The sequence below is a fragment of the uncultured Kordia sp. genome (assembly GCF_947489565.1).
Taxonomy (GTDB): domain Bacteria; phylum Bacteroidota; class Bacteroidia; order Flavobacteriales; family Flavobacteriaceae; genus Kordia.
In genome coordinates, this window is sequence record NZ_CANLEA010000001.1 from 488,782 (window position 1) to 505,441 (window position 16,660).

The 16,660-nt window shown below is 34.6% G+C and carries 13 protein-coding genes; 8 read left to right on the forward strand and 5 right to left on the reverse strand.

The window, feature by feature from the left end:
* Nucleotides 1-28: 28 nt before the first annotated feature.
* From polA to Q0845_RS02275, 3 genes are all read right to left on the reverse strand, one after another.
* Nucleotides 29-2,860, reverse strand: a complete 2,832-nt coding sequence (gene polA / locus Q0845_RS02265) for a DNA polymerase I (protein ID WP_298508474.1) — start codon at nt 2,858-2,860, stop codon at nt 29-31.
* A 323-nt stretch (nt 2,861-3,183) separates the two neighbouring features.
* Complete coding sequence (locus Q0845_RS02270) at nt 3,184-3,444, reverse strand: hypothetical protein (RefSeq protein WP_298508477.1); 261 nt, start codon at nt 3,442-3,444, stop codon at nt 3,184-3,186.
* Nucleotides 3,428-3,982 carry a hypothetical protein gene (locus Q0845_RS02275; RefSeq protein ID WP_298508480.1) on the reverse strand — a complete coding sequence of 185 codons (555 nt, stop codon included), beginning with the start codon at nt 3,980-3,982 and terminating at the stop codon, nt 3,428-3,430. The genes Q0845_RS02270 and Q0845_RS02275 overlap by 17 nt, the downstream gene beginning before the upstream one ends.
* Before the next feature lie 291 nt (nt 3,983-4,273).
* Between Q0845_RS02275 and Q0845_RS02280 the strand changes: the two genes are divergently transcribed.
* The 4 genes from Q0845_RS02280 to Q0845_RS02295 all read left to right on the forward strand — a co-directional run bounded on the left by Q0845_RS02280 (nt 4,274) and on the right by Q0845_RS02295 (nt 8,679).
* Complete coding sequence (locus Q0845_RS02280) at nt 4,274-4,405, forward strand: hypothetical protein (RefSeq protein ID WP_298508483.1); 132 nt, start codon at nt 4,274-4,276, stop codon at nt 4,403-4,405.
* Nucleotides 4,406-5,025: 620 nt separating this feature from the next.
* Nucleotides 5,026-5,961 carry an isoaspartyl peptidase/L-asparaginase family protein gene (locus Q0845_RS02285; protein ID WP_298508486.1) on the forward strand — a complete coding sequence of 312 codons (936 nt, stop codon included), beginning with the start codon at nt 5,026-5,028 and terminating at the stop codon, nt 5,959-5,961.
* A gap of 21 nt (nt 5,962-5,982) precedes the next feature.
* Nucleotides 5,983-7,122, forward strand: a complete 1,140-nt coding sequence (locus Q0845_RS02290) for an AraC family transcriptional regulator (protein ID WP_298508489.1) — start codon at nt 5,983-5,985, stop codon at nt 7,120-7,122.
* A gap of 102 nt (nt 7,123-7,224) precedes the next feature.
* Nucleotides 7,225-8,679 (forward strand): S41 family peptidase, encoded by a 1,455-nt coding sequence (locus Q0845_RS02295; RefSeq protein ID WP_298508492.1) that lies wholly within the window; start codon nt 7,225-7,227, stop codon nt 8,677-8,679.
* A gap of 571 nt (nt 8,680-9,250) precedes the next feature.
* Here the strand turns inward: Q0845_RS02295 and Q0845_RS02300 are convergent.
* Nucleotides 9,251-10,114: a cyanophycinase gene (locus Q0845_RS02300; RefSeq protein ID WP_298508494.1), complete on the reverse strand. Its 864-nt coding sequence runs from the start codon at nt 10,112-10,114 to the stop codon at nt 9,251-9,253.
* 187 nt (nt 10,115-10,301) lie between these two features.
* On the opposite strand from Q0845_RS02300, the gene cphA reads away from it, so the two are divergent.
* The 4 genes from cphA (at nt 10,302) to Q0845_RS02320 (ending at nt 16,008) form a co-directional block, all read left to right on the forward strand.
* Complete coding sequence (cphA, locus tag Q0845_RS02305) at nt 10,302-12,956, forward strand: cyanophycin synthetase (RefSeq protein ID WP_298508497.1); 2,655 nt, start codon at nt 10,302-10,304, stop codon at nt 12,954-12,956.
* A gap of 123 nt (nt 12,957-13,079) precedes the next feature.
* Nucleotides 13,080-14,090: a LamG-like jellyroll fold domain-containing protein gene (locus Q0845_RS02310; protein ID WP_298508499.1), complete on the forward strand. Its 1,011-nt coding sequence runs from the start codon at nt 13,080-13,082 to the stop codon at nt 14,088-14,090.
* A gap of 225 nt (nt 14,091-14,315) precedes the next feature.
* On the forward strand, nt 14,316-15,623 hold the full coding sequence (locus tag Q0845_RS02315) for a metallophosphoesterase (RefSeq protein WP_298508502.1): 1,308 nt from the start codon (nt 14,316-14,318) through the stop codon (nt 15,621-15,623).
* 88 nt (nt 15,624-15,711) lie between these two features.
* Nucleotides 15,712-16,008 carry a co-chaperone YbbN gene (locus tag Q0845_RS02320; protein ID WP_290680090.1) on the forward strand — a complete coding sequence of 99 codons (297 nt, stop codon included), beginning with the start codon at nt 15,712-15,714 and terminating at the stop codon, nt 16,006-16,008.
* On the opposite strand, the gene Q0845_RS02325 is transcribed toward Q0845_RS02320, so the two are convergent.
* Entirely contained in the window at nt 16,005-16,658 is a 654-nt protein-coding gene (locus tag Q0845_RS02325; RefSeq protein WP_298508507.1) for a polysaccharide deacetylase family protein, read from the reverse strand. The two genes, Q0845_RS02320 and Q0845_RS02325, sit on opposite strands and share 4 nt — an antisense overlap.
* Nucleotides 16,659-16,660 lie beyond the last annotated feature (2 nt).

Genomic DNA, 16,660 nt, shown 5'->3' on the forward strand with positions numbered 1-16,660 from the left:
AGAATGACTTTTTAGACAGTTTCTTTTTTTAATGCGCTTCTAGCCAATTCTGTCCAATGCCCATTTCTACATCCAAAGGAACTTCAAGCTTGAAAGCATTTTCCATTTCCTCCTTTATAATAGGTTTGATGATTTCTAATTCGTCTTTATGAGCATCAAATACCAATTCATCATGTACTTGCAATAGCATTTTTGATTTGAAACCTTCTGTTGAAAAACGATTGTGAATATTTATCATTGCCAGTTTTATAATATCTGCGGCACTTCCCTGAATGGGAGCATTCACCGCATTTCGTTCTGCTGCACCACGTACAATAGCATTTCTAGAATTGATGTCTTTTAAATAACGACGTCTTCCTAAAACCGTTTCCACATAGCCGTTTTCACGCGCAAATGCTACCTGATTGGCCATGTAGGCTTTTAGTTTTGGATAGGTTTCATAGTACGTATCAATCAATTCTTTAGATTCACTTCGTGTCAAAGAAGTTTGGTTGCTCAATCCAAATGCAGAAACTCCATAAATAATTCCGAAGTTGACTGTTTTGGCGTTGCTACGTTGCTCACGTGTTACTTCATCTAAGGCAACATCAAAGACTCTAGAAGCCGTTGAAGCGTGAATATCTGCACCATCTTTAAATGATTGAATCATGGTGTCTTCCTGACTCAACGCTGCAATGATTCGTAATTCTATCTGAGAATAATCGGCAGCAAGCAACACATAATTTTCATCTCTTGGAACAAACGCTTTTCGCACTTGACGTCCGCGTTCTGTTCTAATTGGAATGTTCTGTAAATTCGGATTGTTTGAACTCAATCTTCCTGTCGCAGCTACGGCTTGTGCATAAACGGTATGAATTCGATTGGTTTTCGGATTGATTTCCGTTGGCAATGCATCAACATACGTACTTTGTAACTTTCGATACTGTCGCCATTCTAAAATATCAGCTACAATTTGATGATCTTTGGCTAAGTATGACAATACATCTTCTGCGGTAGAATATTGTCCCGTTTTCGTCTTCTTTGGCTTGTCAACCAACTTCAATTTGTCAAACAAAATTGGACCCAATTGTTTTGGAGAAGCCAAGTTAAATTCTTCTCCAGCTTGTTCAAAAATGGCTTTTTCCAAGCGATCAACATCTGTCGTTAAATCTTTGGATAAGCCAGCTAAAAATTCAGGATCTAAATTAATTCCTTCAATTTCCATGGCAGAAAGTACACTGACCAACGGAACTTCTACATCAGTGAATAATTTGGTCAAATGTCCACTTTCCAATTCTTTGATAAAATGTTCTTTCAACTGATAGGTAATATCTGCATCTTCTACCGCATATTCTGTTTGTTGATCCAATGGAACTTGGCGCATTGACAGTTGATTTTTTCCTTTCTTACCAATCAACTCCACAATAGATTGTGGTTGGTAATTCAAATAGGTTTCCGCTAAGACGTCCATATTATGACGCATATCTGGATTGATCAAATAATGAGCAATCATAGTGTCAAAAATGGCACCTTTTACAGGCATATCGTAGTTTGATAATACTTTGATATCATATTTTAAATTCTGTCCTACTTTTTCAATCGTTGTGCTTTCAAAAAAGGGACGGAATTCTTCTAAAATTTCTTTCGTTTCTGCTTGATCTTCTGGAAAAGCCACATAATATCCTTTTCCTTTTTCCCAAGAAAATGCCACACCAACCAATTCTACTTCCAGTGCTTTTAAGCCTGTAGTTTCGGTATCAAAACACACACTTTGTTGTTTCAATAACTTTTGAAGCAACATTTTTCGCGACATTGGTGTATTGGCCAATTGATAAAAGTGATCGGTTGTTTTGAGTGTTTGGTATCCTGAAACGGTAGCGGCTTCTGTAACATTTCCGGTTCCTGGGACAGCAAATAAATCAAATTGTCCTGTAGCTGCTGCTTGTTTAGAAGCTTTGGAAGTTGTTTTTGTGTTTGCTTCCGCAGCATTTTCTTCTGGCGAAGCAAATGTTTTAATTAAATTATCGAGCAATCTTCTGAATTCTAAATCCATAAAGATCTCTTTTACGGCATCTAAATCTGGTTGAGATAATTCAAAATTTTCTTCATGAAACTCTACAGGAACATCGAGCATAATTGTGGCCAATTGCTTGGAAAGCATTCCTAATTCGCCATTAGCTTCCACTTTCTCCTTCATCTTTCCTTTGAGTTCGTGTGTATTGGCAAGCAAACCTTCCATGCTTCCGTAGGCAGCTAAAAACTTTTTGGCTGTCTTTTCTCCAACGCCAGGCAATCCGGGAATATTATCGACAGCATCGCCCATCATTCCTAAGAAATCAATGACTTGTTCTGGACGTTCTACACCAAATTTTTCTTGTACTTCTGGAATTCCCCAAGTTTCGTATCCACCACCAAATTTTGGACGATACATAAAGATATTTTCAGAAACTAACTGTGCAAAATCCTTATCAGGTGTTACCATAAATGTTTTGTAACCTTCCTTTTCGGCCATCTTGGAAAGTGTTCCAATAATATCATCGGCTTCATAACCTTCCTTTACAATAATAGGAATATGCATGGCTTTCAAAATGCTTTCAATATAAGGAACCGCCAAACGAATGGCTTCTGGAGTTTCTTGACGATTGGCTTTGTATTCTGGAAATACTTCCAAACGATCTACACTTCCGCCTTTATCAAAACAAACGGCTAAATGATCAGGTCGTTCACGCTTAATTACATCTAATAAAGAATTGGTAAATCCTAAAATTGCTGAGGTATCTAAACCTTTCGAGTTGATTCGAGGGTTTTTGATAAAAGCATAATATCCTCTAAAAATAAGCGCGTATGCATCAAGTAAAAAAAGTCGTTTTTGGTCTGCCATGAATCGTAAATTTGATGGAAATTCAAATTTAACAATATTAGCTAGATTCTCGAATAAAAAACGAAATGTTTACATTTTTCTATTATCCACATTCTGTAAATATATTATGCCGCAACAGCACAATGTATTGTGAAGTAATTTCATTTTTTCTATCTTAGAACTTTACTATCATTAAAATCGAAATTATGTTTGAAAAATTTACAAAATTAACGACAGCGCAAGCAAATGCTGTATACGGTGGAGCTCAAGAAGTAGCAGATATCGATAGAACGCAGCCTAATTAGCAAAAAAAAACTCTATTAATTCCCTCAGTTTTGAGGGGATTATTCGCGTACCGTTAAAATTCGACAGCTGTACATTTTGTTCAAATATGTTTCGCTTTCAAAATAGGCGTTAGGAATCTCTTTATCAAAATCTAGTTTTTCTTGGTGTAACAGTAAACAGTCACAATACGCATCAAAATCTAAATCTTTGTATTGAGGACTATTTTTAATGGCTTCATATTCGTCTTTAAACATTTGAATACTTTCGGAATCCCATTTTTCTTCAGCAGGAACGAAAACTTCATCATAATACAATTGCACCAATTTTTTTAGTGTCTTTTAAACCATACGCATGATAAAACAAGGATACATTATAGTCAAAATATTCCCATGAACCTTTGTGAAAAATAGCAATGAGATTCAAATCTCTAGTTGCTGTATATTTAGAAGAATCTTCTTTATATTCAATCAGGTTGTTCCCTAAATAATTTTCAAAAGAGTCTAAAGGGTTTGTAATATCTTTTTTGGACAATGAAAAAACCTCTGTGGCATTTATAATTTTAAAAATACGATCTTGTAATGTAATTGAAGAACTTACAAAATTTACTTCTACAGAAGTTGGTTTCGTGTACTTTTTTAATTCATTTATAAAAGGTTCGTTTTCTTCAACGAACTTTTGAATACTTTCTCTTTGTTCTTTTTTAGGAAGGAAAGTCTCGATTCTTTTTCTAATATCAAATCCATTAAAGACAATTTTTTGGATGTTTGAGGATTCTTTTTCTAGATCAAACGTCGGTGCACAACTTGAAAAAAGAAATACTAAAAATAGAGAAGAAAAAAGACAATGTTTAATAGACATGATGGAAATGTTGGTTATAAAATAAAACTACAAAAACTTATACTATAATTTGAAAATACAAATGATTAAAAAAGTTTCATAACCCATAGTTAAAGAAATAAATAAATGTTACCCATGAAAAAAAAGTAATATCAAAAATTCAGCAAAAGAAGAATTGTGCTTCACTTTCCTATAGATAAACCATAGAATTATGCGCCGCCTTTGTTTTATAAAACAGATGTTACGATGCTTGTTTTTTACTTCTTTCAGCTTTAATTTCAGGGTATTATTAATTTTAAAATCATTTTAATTATGAAAAAAAGAAGTCTTAAATCATTAAAGCTTAATAAGAAATTAATTGTTGATATGAATTCTCAAAAAACCATTAAAGGTGGAAAAACTGGATGGCGTTGTTGGGTTTCATTTGGTCATTGCCCACAATAAATTTTTCAAGCGAACTTCGGTTCGCTTTTCTTTTGCTTTATGTTTTTAAAATCTATTGTTCAAAAGATACTTGTAATTCCGCGAATTGTCATATACATAAGTTTTTTTACACGCAATGATCCTTTACTTTTATGCTATTATTAATTTTAAAACCAATTATTATGTTAGAAAAATTTGAAAAGTATGAAATTCAACAGCTTAATTCTATATATGGAAAAGGTGTTATACTAACAGCGACTGCAACTGATGAAGAGAATGATTAATATCATTTTATAGAGCCATTTCACTTTCTATACCTTAGACTATTATCAATTTTAAAATTATTTATTATGTTAGAAAAACTTATACAGTACAAGATCAAAAATCTTAAAGTAATTCGTGGAGGACTCGATGCAACACGTCCAACAAATAAGCCTCCTAAACCACCTGTAGGAATCTAATTTTCATGTAATACTTACGTAGATGTATGATAATCTATCTGAATTTCAGGTAGATTTTTTTTAGCTTGATTCAAACAGTTTAGACTGAAAATTATATTTATATCGTTCATAAAAGTACTGTTGTTTTTGTTTTTTAATGATGGCAAATTTGTAGTTTTGCTTCATTAAATAAAAAGCGAAATGCAAACGATCTCAATTGCCATTCACGGAGGCGCAGGAACTTTAGTAAAAGGAATGATGACGCCTGAATTAGAAATTCAGTACAAAGCTGCTTTGCAAAAAGCTTTGGATGCAGGTTATGAATTGCTAGAAGCAGGAAAATCTTCTGTAGAAGCTGTAGAAGAAGCGGTAAAATTATTAGAAGATTCACACTTGTTCAATGCTGGAAAAGGAAGTGTGTTTACTGCTGAAGGAACACACGAAATGGACGCAGCTATCATGGAAGGGAAAACCTTAAATGCAGGTGCCGTTTCTTTAATTACTGGAATTAAAAATCCAGTGTCTTTAGCGCGTGACGTTATGGATAAAAGTGAGCATGTATTTATGGCAGGAGAAGGCGCTATGTTTTTTGCAAAGATGCATAATTACGAAATTGAAGATCCATCGTATTTTTACGATGAGTTAAGATACAATCAATGGCAAGAAATTAAAGGAACAGATACATTTCAGTTAGATCATTCTCTGAAAAAAGATTCAAAATTCGGAACTGTTGGTGCCGTTGCTTGCGATCAAGATGGAAATATTGCTGCGGCAACGTCTACTGGAGGAATGACCAATAAGCGTTTTGGAAGAGTGGGCGATTCGCCAATGATTGGTGCAGGAAACTATGCAAACAACGAAACCTGTGCGGTGTCTTGTACAGGAAGTGGCGAATACTTCATTCGTGGAGTTGTAGCATACGATGTTTCTAGTTTGATGGAATACAAAGAATATTCACTTGAAAAAGCAGCAGATACTGTCATTAACGAACGTATTTTAAAAATTGGTGGCGATGGCGGTTTAGTTGCTGTAGATGCCAAAGGAAATATAGCAATGCCTTTTAATACGGAAGGAATGTATCGTGCTTGTAAATCATCAAACGGAACAGAAGAAGTGTCTATTTATAAAAACAAATAATAGTGTTTTTGGCTTGAATGTATGAAACTACTCATTGACTTTATATTAATTGGAGGAATTGTAATCAACGGATTGATTCTTCTCATATTACTAAAGTCAAAGAAAAAAGAGCTTCCCAAAAAACTATTAATCTTCTTTTTCGGAATCATATTCTTATATATGATTCATGCGTATGCGGAAGTTCATCGTATTCGGTTTTTATACATCCTAACGTTTATTTTTAATGATACGATTGAGATTTTTGTAGGTCCGTTATTGTATGTCTATATCAAATCATTATTTGAGGATCAGAAGACGCTTTTTAGGAAAAATTGGCTTCATTTTGTACCATTAGTTCTCTACATAAGTATCATTTCTATTCCGTTTATCATTTCTATTTTAAATAAAGAATTCATTTTTAATTACCTAAAAGTTATCAATGAAAGTAGTATGGAGTTTTTCACCATATTTGTTGTCTACTTAATTGCGTATGCACTGTTTTCTTTGCGATTGTTTTATAAGTACAGCAAAGCCATGGAAGCAAACTTTTCTACCATTTCGGAGACAGATTTTGGTTGGGTACGGCAAATGCTAATAGGAATAATCATTGTAGCGTTTCTTGATTTATTAGGAAGCTTCTATGAAATATATGTTGGAGAAGAAGCTGTTGATACAAGTTTTATTACGCTAATATTAGTGGTTATTCTCATTGGATATTTAGGATATTATGGCATTCGGCAATCTAAAATTTTAGTGCCCGATTTTCTAATTCAAGAACCAATACAACCTTTAGAAACAACAGAAAAAAGGAAGATTGTATCTTCTGCTGAAGAAGAAATGTTTCAAGAATTGCAAACGCGATTAGAAAAAATCTTCATTTCAAACAAGCCATATTTAGATGAAGAGCTAACATTAAATAAGTTGGCACAAATGATTTCAACAACTGATAAAAAATTATCTGGATTGTTAAATCAGCATATGAATATCACGTTTTACGACCTTGTAAATAAATACCGCGTAGCAGCTGTAAAAGAGAAATTAGCTTCAAAAGATTTTGAAAATTATACACTTTTAGGAATAGCATACGACTGTGGATTCAAATCCAAAACAAGTTTCAATCGAATCTTCAAAAAAGAAACTGGACTTTCTCCATCGCAATACAAAAAAGCAAATTTAGGCTAAAAAATAGGTTCCAATAGAAGCATTGGGACGATTGGCACTCCGTAATACCGTTAGTTTGTGAAGAAATTATTCATCAATCACAAAAAATAAAAGAGTATCAACATGAGAAAAATTGGAAGACTATTATTGCTAATAACGGCTATTGCATTGGTAAAATGTAAAAGCAATGCACACAAAAAAGAAAAAGCAGAAATTGAAATTGAAACAGCAAGTATCAATGGACATTGGAAGAGTATAGGCTATGGAAGAATTATAAACATCACAGATGAAATCGTGGCTTTATATGATGTAAATAGCATTAGTTGTTTGCCTTCTGAGGAGTTTCCTAGAGAAGCTGCAGAACAAATGCTTTCAATTACTTTGAAAGAAGAAAACAAGCTGCAAGTGACAATGGGAATTAATACATATAATTTTAATCGTTTAGAAAAAATGCCTGAATATTGTGCGCCCTTAAGTGAAGCAAAACAAAATGATCCTGTTTATAATTTTGAATCCTTATGTCAAACTTTTACAGAGCAATACGGATATTTTAAAGAACGAAATGTAGATTGGAATGCTTTAAAAATGAAATATAAAAGCAAGGTGTCGTCAAAATCTACTCCGTTAGAATTATATATAACACTCAAAGAAATGCTAGATGAATTGAATGATGGACATGTTGGAATTGAGCTGCCTGAAGAATTAGAAGAAGCATACGCTTTGCACAAACAAACAAAAGAAGCTGCGACAAAAAAAGGAAAAAGGAAGCGCATCGATTTTGATGAATTCAAAATGGTGCAATTAAAAAAGTATGTAAAAAATGTGAATACGTATAATTATGGATTGCTCAATTGGGGAAACATAAATGACGATGTATTATTGCTGCAAATAAACGGAATGATGCAATTTCCAAACTACGACATTCCAAAAGATGATCCTGAAAAAGCAGAAGCATTGTTTGAGCAATATGCGGAAGAAAGCGAAAATTATACGCAAGATGAAATTGATGGAGCAACATATATTATGGACAAAGTTTTTCCAGACTTAGCAAAAGTGAAAACCTGTATCATTGATTTGCGATTCAATGGAGGCGGAATGGACGAAGTTGCCTTAGAAATCTTAAGTTACTTTACCAAACAAGAAACCGCTGTTTTCTCTAAAAAAGCATATCTCAAAGAAGGAGAATTTACAGCAGTAAATACGGTACGCATTTCGCCAGCAAAAAAAGTATTTGATGGTAATATATACATTCTAACAAGTCCATTATCGGCAAGTGCTACAGAAATATTTGTACTAAGCTCTCTAAAAGCGACACCAAAAGCAATACGCGTTGGTTCGAATACGGAAGGAATTTTTTCGGACATCTTAGATAAAAAGTTACCAAACGGTTGGAATTATGGTTTGTCAAACGAAATCTATGAAAGTATTGATGGTGTTAATTATGAAAATAGAGGAATTCCTCCACATCATCGTATTGAATATAATAGAGAAAGTGGATATACAATGGTTTCTAAACTTCAAGAAAATGCCAAAGATGAAGCTATTGAAAAAGTACTAGAGCTGTTAAAAGAAAATTAAACACAATCGAATACATACAATTGGCGCTACACTAACGAAAGAAATTGTAGTGCTTTTTGTTTTAATCTGAGACAATTCTGCGGAAGCAAAAAATCAAGAAAGAGTAAGAAATATCTAAAAGCGTTCACATTGAGCGAAGTCGAAATGAAGCAATCTAACAATCTAAGAGGCAAAGCCGTTCTAATATCTAATAGTGCAGCGTTCTAACATCTCCTTAAAATGTGAGATGCTGAATCAAGTTCAGCATGACGTGTTGAATCTGAGACAATTCTGCGGAAGCGAAAAATAAAGAAAGAGTAAGAAAGCTCTAAAAGCGTTCACATTGAGCGAAGTCGAAATGAAGCAATCTAACAATCTAAGAGGCAAAGCCGTTCTAATATCTAATAGTGCAGCATTCTAACATCTCCTTAAAATGTGAGATGCTGAATCAAGTTCAGCATGACGTATTGAATCTGAGACAATTCTGCGAAAGCGAAAAATAAAGAAAGAGTAAGAAATATCTAAAACACAGCAATCTAACAATCTAAGAGGCAAAGCCGTTCTAACATCTAACAGCGCAGCGGTCTAAAACCTAAATAAAAGGTGCTTCAATAGGCAATACAGAAACCTTACGATTTTTAACATCAAATCGATCTCCGTTAGACAATACATGAATCGTCATATTTGCCATCGTCATAGGAGTTCCTTCTTTCAATACTTTTTCATTGTTATGTGTCAAGGTTGCACCATCAAACACAATCACCATTCCAGAGCCAATTACGGTACAATCGTTTCCGTTCTTGATAATCATTCCGGTGTCTTCTGCCAAGCCAATTCCGATTAAATTAGGAAACTTAGCAACAGCTTCAGACTGGCGTCCAAAACGTCCTCTACGGATAAAATGTGTATCAATAATCAATTCAGGAATCAAACTCAATCCTTTGTGCATGCGAACGGCTCCTTTAATAAACGATTCCGAAGCACTTCCGCCAGCAATCATTTCATTGGCCATTGCCATTGCACCAGCACTAGTTCCAGCAATTACAAAACCAGCTTCGTTTCTATAACGATCTGCTAAGATTTTATGAATGGTAGTTCCGCCAATTTTATCTGCAATTTTAGATTGATCTCCACCAGAAAACATAATACAATTCGCGGTTTGAATCAATTCAATAGAATCCTCTTTTTCAGAATCTTCTTTGCTTCTAATATCTAAAACGGTAACATTAGTACAGCCTAGTTTGTGAAAAGCATCTATATAATTTTCACCAACTTCTACAGGAATACTTGAGGCTGTTGGAATAACGACAATCTTTGCATCAATGCCACCAGCTTCTTTTACGACGTGAAACAAAATTCCTTCGTCAATAAAATCGAGCGTGTACATTTCATCTTCCTCAATGCCTTTATCTTCATTTCCTCCAATAGGGATTAGTACTCCTTTGATCTGCTGCATGTTCTTGTGGATTTTTTTGTGACTGCAAAAGTAAAATAATTTTTTGTGTGTTAACCTTTTTTTAGCGTAATCTTAATCTAAGTCGATAGAATGTGAAAACGAACCTAGAAATCTGTGAAATTTTTCTATATTTATGACAGAACTTGTTACAAAACAGTTCATACTAACCAGCAAACCAAAATAGCACATGGAAATTAGAAGTATTAATGCAATGCGAGGACCAAACTATTGGTCTGTTAGAAGACACAAATTAATCGTAATGGTTCTTGATCTGCAAGAGATGGAAGAATATCCAACCAACAAAGTCGACGGTTTTGGAGATCGATTAAAAGCGATGTTTCCTTCCATGTATTCGCACAGATGTTCGGAAGGTTGTGAAGGTGGCTTTTTTATGCGTGTCGATGACGGAACTTGGATGGGACACGTTATTGAGCATATTGCCTTAGAAATACAAACCTTGGCGGGAATGGACACAGGATTTGGAAGAACCCGCGGTTACGGAGAAGAAGGAGTTTATAATGTAGTCTTCTCGTATATGGAAGAAAAAGTAGGACGTTTTGCTGCAAAAGCTGCGGTTCGTATCTGCGAAGCGTTGATTGCTGGAGAAGAGTATGATTTAGCAGAAGACATTCAAGAAATGCGAGAAATTCGCGAAGAAGAACGCTTAGGACCAAGTACAGGTTCTATTGTAGAAGAAGCAGCTAGCAGAGGAATTCCTTGGATTCGATTGAACCGATATTCACTATGTCAATTAGGATATGGAGCCAATCAAAAACGAATTCAGGCAACAGTGACCAGCGAAACCAGTAATATTGGTGTCGAAATTGCTTGCGATAAAGAAGATACAAAGTACTTGCTAGAACAAGCAGAAGTTGAAGTGCCACGTGGCGATATTATTCGAAGAGAGCGTAACCTAGAAAGCGCGTGTCGCTATGTAGGATATCCATTGGTAATAAAACCAATTAATGGAAATCACGGGCGCGGAATTACCGTAGATATCAATACTTATGACGAAGCGTTGGTAGCATTCAAAGCAGCGCAAGAAATTTCACGATCTGTCATTGTAGAAAAGTATATTACAGGAGACGATTATCGTTTGTTAGTCATCAATAACAAACTAGTCGCTGCTGCAAAACGTACGCCTGCACATGTTGTTGGAGATGGAAAGTCTACGATTCAAGAACTCATTGATGAGGTAAATAAAGATGAGCGTAGAGGATACGGACACGAAAAAGTGTTAACAATGATCAAAGTAAACGATTTAACACAAACACTCATTGCTGCCAAAGGATATACGTTAGAAACGGTCTTAGAAAAAGACGAAGTCATGCTTTTAAAAGACACTGCAAACTTAAGTACAGGTGGAACTGCCGAAGATGTGACAGATATTGTACATCCAGCAAATGTATTTATGGCAGAACGCATTTCAAAAATCATTGATTTAGATATTTGCGGAATCGATGTGATGACGTCCGATATTAGCAAACCACTTTCAGAAACGGGCGGTGCTGTATTAGAGGTAAATGCAGGACCAGGATTCCGTATGCACTTAGCACCAACAGAAGGATTGCCAAGAAATGTGGCGGCTCCGGTAATTGATAAATTATTTCCTCCAGGATCAACATCGCGTATTCCAATTATTGCGGTTTCTGGAACCAATGGAAAAACAACTACGACTCGACTCATTGCGCACATGGCAAAAATGAAAGGGTATAAAGTTGGATATACCACAAGTGATGGTGTGTACATTCAAAACCGTTTGTTAATGACAGGCGATTGTACAGGTCCGGCGAGTACAGAATTTGTACTAAAAGATCCAACGGTGAATTTTGCGGTCTTAGAATGTGCGCGTGGTGGATTATTGCGAGCAGGTTTAGGATTTAAAAACTGTGATATCGGAATTGTAACGAATGTTGCAGCCGATCATTTAGGACTAAAAGGAATTCATACCATAGAGCAATTAGCCAAAGTAAAAGGCGTTATTCCAGAAACGGTATTACCTGACGGAACCGCTATTTTAAATGCTGATGACGATTTGGTATACGCAATGCGTAAAAATGTAGATTGTAATGTGGCGTTGTTCTCGTTAGATGAAAACAATCCGCGAATCAAAGCCATGCAAAAACGTGGTGGAATTTCGGCAATCTATGAAAACGGATATATCACACTTTGTAGAGGTGAATGGAAAATGCGCATCATCAAAGCAGTAAATGTTCCATTGACGTTTGGCGGAAAAGCTACGTTTATGATTCAAAATGTATTGCCAGCCGTAATTACAGCATACTTAAAAGGATTTACCCTAGAAGATATGCGTGCGGCATTAGAAACGTTTATTCCATCTGCATCACAAACGCCAGGACGTTTGAATCTATTCAAATTCAAAAACTTCCAAATCTTAGTAGATTATGCGCACAATCCAGCAGGAATGCGTGCCTTAAAACAATTTGTAGATAACTTAAATGCTACCGTAAAAGTTGGTATCATCGCAGGAATTGGAGACAGACGTATAGAAGATAATAATGAAATGGGCGGAATTGCAGCAGAAATGTTTGATGAAGTTATTATTCGTCAAGACAAACGCTTACGCGGAAAAACAGAGGAAGAGCTGATTAAAATGCTGAATGATGGTATTAAAATGCAAGATCCAAACAAGAAAACAACGATCATTCCATCGGAAAGTGAAGCCATTCTTCACGCTGTAAAAAATGCAAAACAAGGTGCGCTAATTGTACTTTGTAGTGATGTTGTTCCTGATGCGTTAGATTTAGTCAAAAAATTAAAAGAAGAAGAGTCGAAAGATTTATACAATTTTACACCTGACGATATTCCGAATTTGAATTAATTGATAATCAGCTTGTAATAGTGAAGTAATTCATAAAAATTGTTGTGTTTTTATAAACCATCAATACGTGTATTTTGAATTAGTATGTAGGTAGACTACTTTCGTTTCAATAAAAAAAAGATTATGAAATACTTTAGATTATTAGTAATAGGTTTATTTTTCACTTTGTACAATTGTAGTAGTGATGACCAAAGTACAGATTTAATAACTGTTGGAGTAGACTTTGAAGTTTCAGGTTGTGATGAAGTTGCTTCTGGAGCTGTTGTAGGAACAATTACGTCAAATTTAACGACACCAATTACATTTTCATTAGAATTGGGCAGTGATAGTAATATGTTTACTATTGATCCTGTAACAGGAGAAATTACAATAGCAACCAGTCTTGATGTCACAATAGTTGATTTAGAAGGAGTTTATGATTTTACAGTGGTAACTTTAAACGCTGATGGAACAGTTAATGGTACGTATATGGTTACAGTTACTGTTTCTACGAGTACTATTAATGATGATGTGTCCTCTGGTTTGTTAGGGTATTATCCTTTTTCAGGGAATGCGAATGATGAAAGTGGAAATAATAACCACGGAGTTGTCTATGGAGCTGCTTTAACGACCGATGGAGCAAATACAAACGATAGTGCTTATCATTTTTCTAATAACAATTATATAAGCATTGAAAATGTACAAGCTTTTGATAATTTAAATGAGTTTACACTCTCTGCTTGGGTACATCCAGATTTTTTAGATGTGCATAATAACATCATTTCTAAAGTTACTCCAAATAGAGATTTTAACTTACAGCTTACAAATGTTGGTATAGATGCTCATTTTGCCGAAGGAAGTACTTATTACAGAGCTTGGTTTAATGATTATGCTTTAAGTTTAAATACTTGGACACATGTTGTTTCTACTTGGGATGGAACTAATTGGAAAATTTACATCAACGGAGATTTGGTAAAAGTATCCGCAGATTATAATGTAGAACCATTATGGAATGGTGGATACATGACTATTGGAAACTTGTTGCCTAACTCTCATGAAGGTTTTAATGGAAAAATTGATGATGTAAGAATCTATAATCGAGTTATAACATCATGTGAAATAGACTATTTATCAGAAGAATATACGATCAACTAAAAAGAATAACATTTACAAAATAATAAAAACCTGTAGCAACGTGAATACCTTGCTACAGGTTTTTTTAATGTTACACATACATGAAATTAAGAAGTGTATTTAATACAAGATTTTCCTATCAATTAAGGTACATATAGAAAAAGAGACATTTTTATAAATGTTAATTTTTTCAAAAGCACGAAAACAGTCGTTAGATAAACAATTAAATTTGTTAAAATTTAATAAATGCTAAGATTTATCATCCCCATTGTTCTAGTATTCATTCTAGAATTATATACGTTTTTTTCTATTCGTACCTTAACTAGTAATAAATTCATCCTCATAGGTTTCTGGGTTTTTACGGTGTTAGTGTATGGTATTTTTTTCTATCAATTAACTATGACGCAACGCGACAACCGTTTTAATCTTGCAACAGGGTACGCCATTGCGATGTTGTTGACGCTTACAGTTCCAAAACTGTTTGTATTTGCTATTTTATTTATAGAAGACATCTTCCGCTTCTTTGTAGGTTTATTTAACTATTTTCAGCAAGCTGGAACAGTTTCTGAAGCATTACCAGGAAGAAGAAAATTCATTAGTCAATTAGCATTGGGAATTGCCGCGATTCCTTTTTCAGGATTTTTATACGGTGTTTTTAAAGGTCGATACAATTATAGAGTCATCAAGCATACGATGTTTTTTGACGATCTACCAGCAGCTTTTGATGGATATAAACTCACGCAAATTTCAGACATCCATGCAGGAAGTTTTGATAATAAAGAGAAAATTGAATACGCTGTCGATTTAATCAACGAGCAAAAAAGTGATGTCATTCTCTTTACAGGAGATATTGTCAACGCGGTTGCGGAAGAAATGCATCCTTGGATCGATACTTTTAAGCGAATGAAAGCCAAAGACGGTTTGTATTCCGTGCTTGGAAATCATGATTATGGTTTTTATGCCTATGAAACAAAAGCGGAAATTCAGGAAAATCATAAAAAAATAGAAAAAGTACACGAAGCTATTGGCTTCAATTTATTACAAAATGATAAAAAAACCATTGAACGTAATGGTGAAAAACTTCACATTTTAGGTGTGGAAAATTGGGGATCATCCAGTCACTTTCCAAAAAAAGGAAGTCTAAAACAAGTGACTGAAAATATAGAAAACGGAGAATTCAATGTATTACTTTCGCATGATCCTTCACATTTTGATTACGAAAAAATGGACATGCCAAAAGATAAAAATGGAAAGGATATCATTCGTCCAACCGATATTGTAGATGAATCTAATATCATCAACTTTGAAAAAAAGATTCAATTGACATTGGCAGGACATACACATGGAATGCAATTTGGAATTGAAATTCCGTTTTTAAATTTTAAATGGAGTCCCGTAAAATATAGATATCCACGTTGGGCAGGTTTGTATGAAGAAGCTGGGAAATACCTACATGTAAACCGCGGATTTGGTGTGTTGGCGTTCCCTGGACGTGTTGGAATTTGGCCAGAAATTACAGTGATTGAGTTGAAAAAACGCGAGAAAGTGGCATAATCGCAAGAAAATAGTACATTTGTAATAGAGGATTGCTATCTTTTCAGTTAAAAATATAGCAATTCAATAAAAATTAAAACATTCGCTTATGTCTAAGTTTGGTGACTTAATTAGCGCAAACATTCCAATTCTGTTAGATTTTTATACAGAATGGAATGAGCAATCGAAAGCAATGCATGCTGTGTTACGTGATGTAGCAGCAGCACTTGGTGATAGAGCCAAAGTGATTAAAATAGACGTGGATAAAAACAAAGAATTAGCAGAAGCACTACGCGTAAAAGGACTTCCAACATTAATGATCTACAAAGGTGGAGAAATGGTGTGGAGACAAAGCGGTGAGCAAGATGCAAATACTTTGATCGGATTGATATCTGAGCACGTTTAAAGCGTTATTCGTTCAAACGTATAACCCAATTCATGAAAGTGTTTCAACACTTTTGGAAGCGTGTATTTTAGTTTTTCAAACGCTTTCAAACTGTCGTGGAATACAATAATACTTCCTGTCTCTGCATTTTCTAGTACATTTTTAAGACATTTTTCTGGCGATAAACTTTTGTCAAAATCACCACTCAATACATCCCACATAATAATAGTATAACCCAATTTTTTAAGCCGTATAGAAAGTTGAGGTGTTAGCTTTCCGTATGGCGGTCTAAATAGGAGCGAAGTTGTTTCTGTTGTTGTGCCTGTAGTATCTTCTATGGTGTTTTTTGCATGAATTGTATCTGCTATATAGCTTGCTTTAGAAGTTTTCCAACCATTTGTATGATGTTGTGTATGATTGCCTATAGCATGTCCTTCTTTGATAAGTTGCTTAAAAATTGTTGGATGTTTTAAAACATTATCGCCGATACAAAAAAACGTTGCTTTAGCATTATACTGAGCGAGTTGTTCTAAAACCCAAGGTGTCACTTCAGGAATTGGTCCATCGTCAAACGTAAGGAAGAGTTGTTTTTTAGAAACTGAAAACTCCCAAACTAGTGATGGAAATAACCATTTTACAAGTTTGGGAGTTTTTGCAGTATAAAATCTCATTA

Excerpts from the sequence above, each read along its gene's own strand:
- polA (WP_298508474.1), bottom strand. The coding sequence starts at position 2,860 with ATGGCAGACCAAAAACGACTTTTTTTACTTGATGCATACGCGCTTATT.
- Q0845_RS02275 (WP_298508480.1), bottom strand. The coding sequence starts at position 3,982 with ATGTCTATTAAACATTGTCTTTTTTCTTCTCTATTTTTAGTATTTCTT.
- Q0845_RS02280 (WP_298508483.1), top strand. The coding sequence starts at position 4,274 with ATGAAAAAAAGAAGTCTTAAATCATTAAAGCTTAATAAGAAATTAATT.
- Q0845_RS02285 (WP_298508486.1), top strand. The coding sequence starts at position 5,026 with ATGCAAACGATCTCAATTGCCATTCACGGAGGCGCAGGAACTTTAGTA.
- Q0845_RS02290 (WP_298508489.1), top strand. The coding sequence starts at position 5,983 with ATGAAACTACTCATTGACTTTATATTAATTGGAGGAATTGTAATCAAC.
- Q0845_RS02295 (WP_298508492.1), top strand. The coding sequence starts at position 7,225 with ATGAGAAAAATTGGAAGACTATTATTGCTAATAACGGCTATTGCATTG.
- Q0845_RS02300 (WP_298508494.1), bottom strand. The coding sequence starts at position 10,114 with ATGCAGCAGATCAAAGGAGTACTAATCCCTATTGGAGGAAATGAAGAT.
- cphA (WP_298508497.1), top strand. The coding sequence starts at position 10,302 with ATGGAAATTAGAAGTATTAATGCAATGCGAGGACCAAACTATTGGTCT.
- Q0845_RS02310 (WP_298508499.1), top strand. The coding sequence starts at position 13,080 with ATGAAATACTTTAGATTATTAGTAATAGGTTTATTTTTCACTTTGTAC.
- Q0845_RS02315 (WP_298508502.1), top strand. The coding sequence starts at position 14,316 with ATGCTAAGATTTATCATCCCCATTGTTCTAGTATTCATTCTAGAATTA.
- Q0845_RS02320 (WP_290680090.1), top strand. The coding sequence starts at position 15,712 with ATGTCTAAGTTTGGTGACTTAATTAGCGCAAACATTCCAATTCTGTTA.
- Q0845_RS02325 (WP_298508507.1), bottom strand. The coding sequence starts at position 16,658 with ATGAGATTTTATACTGCAAAAACTCCCAAACTTGTAAAATGGTTATTT.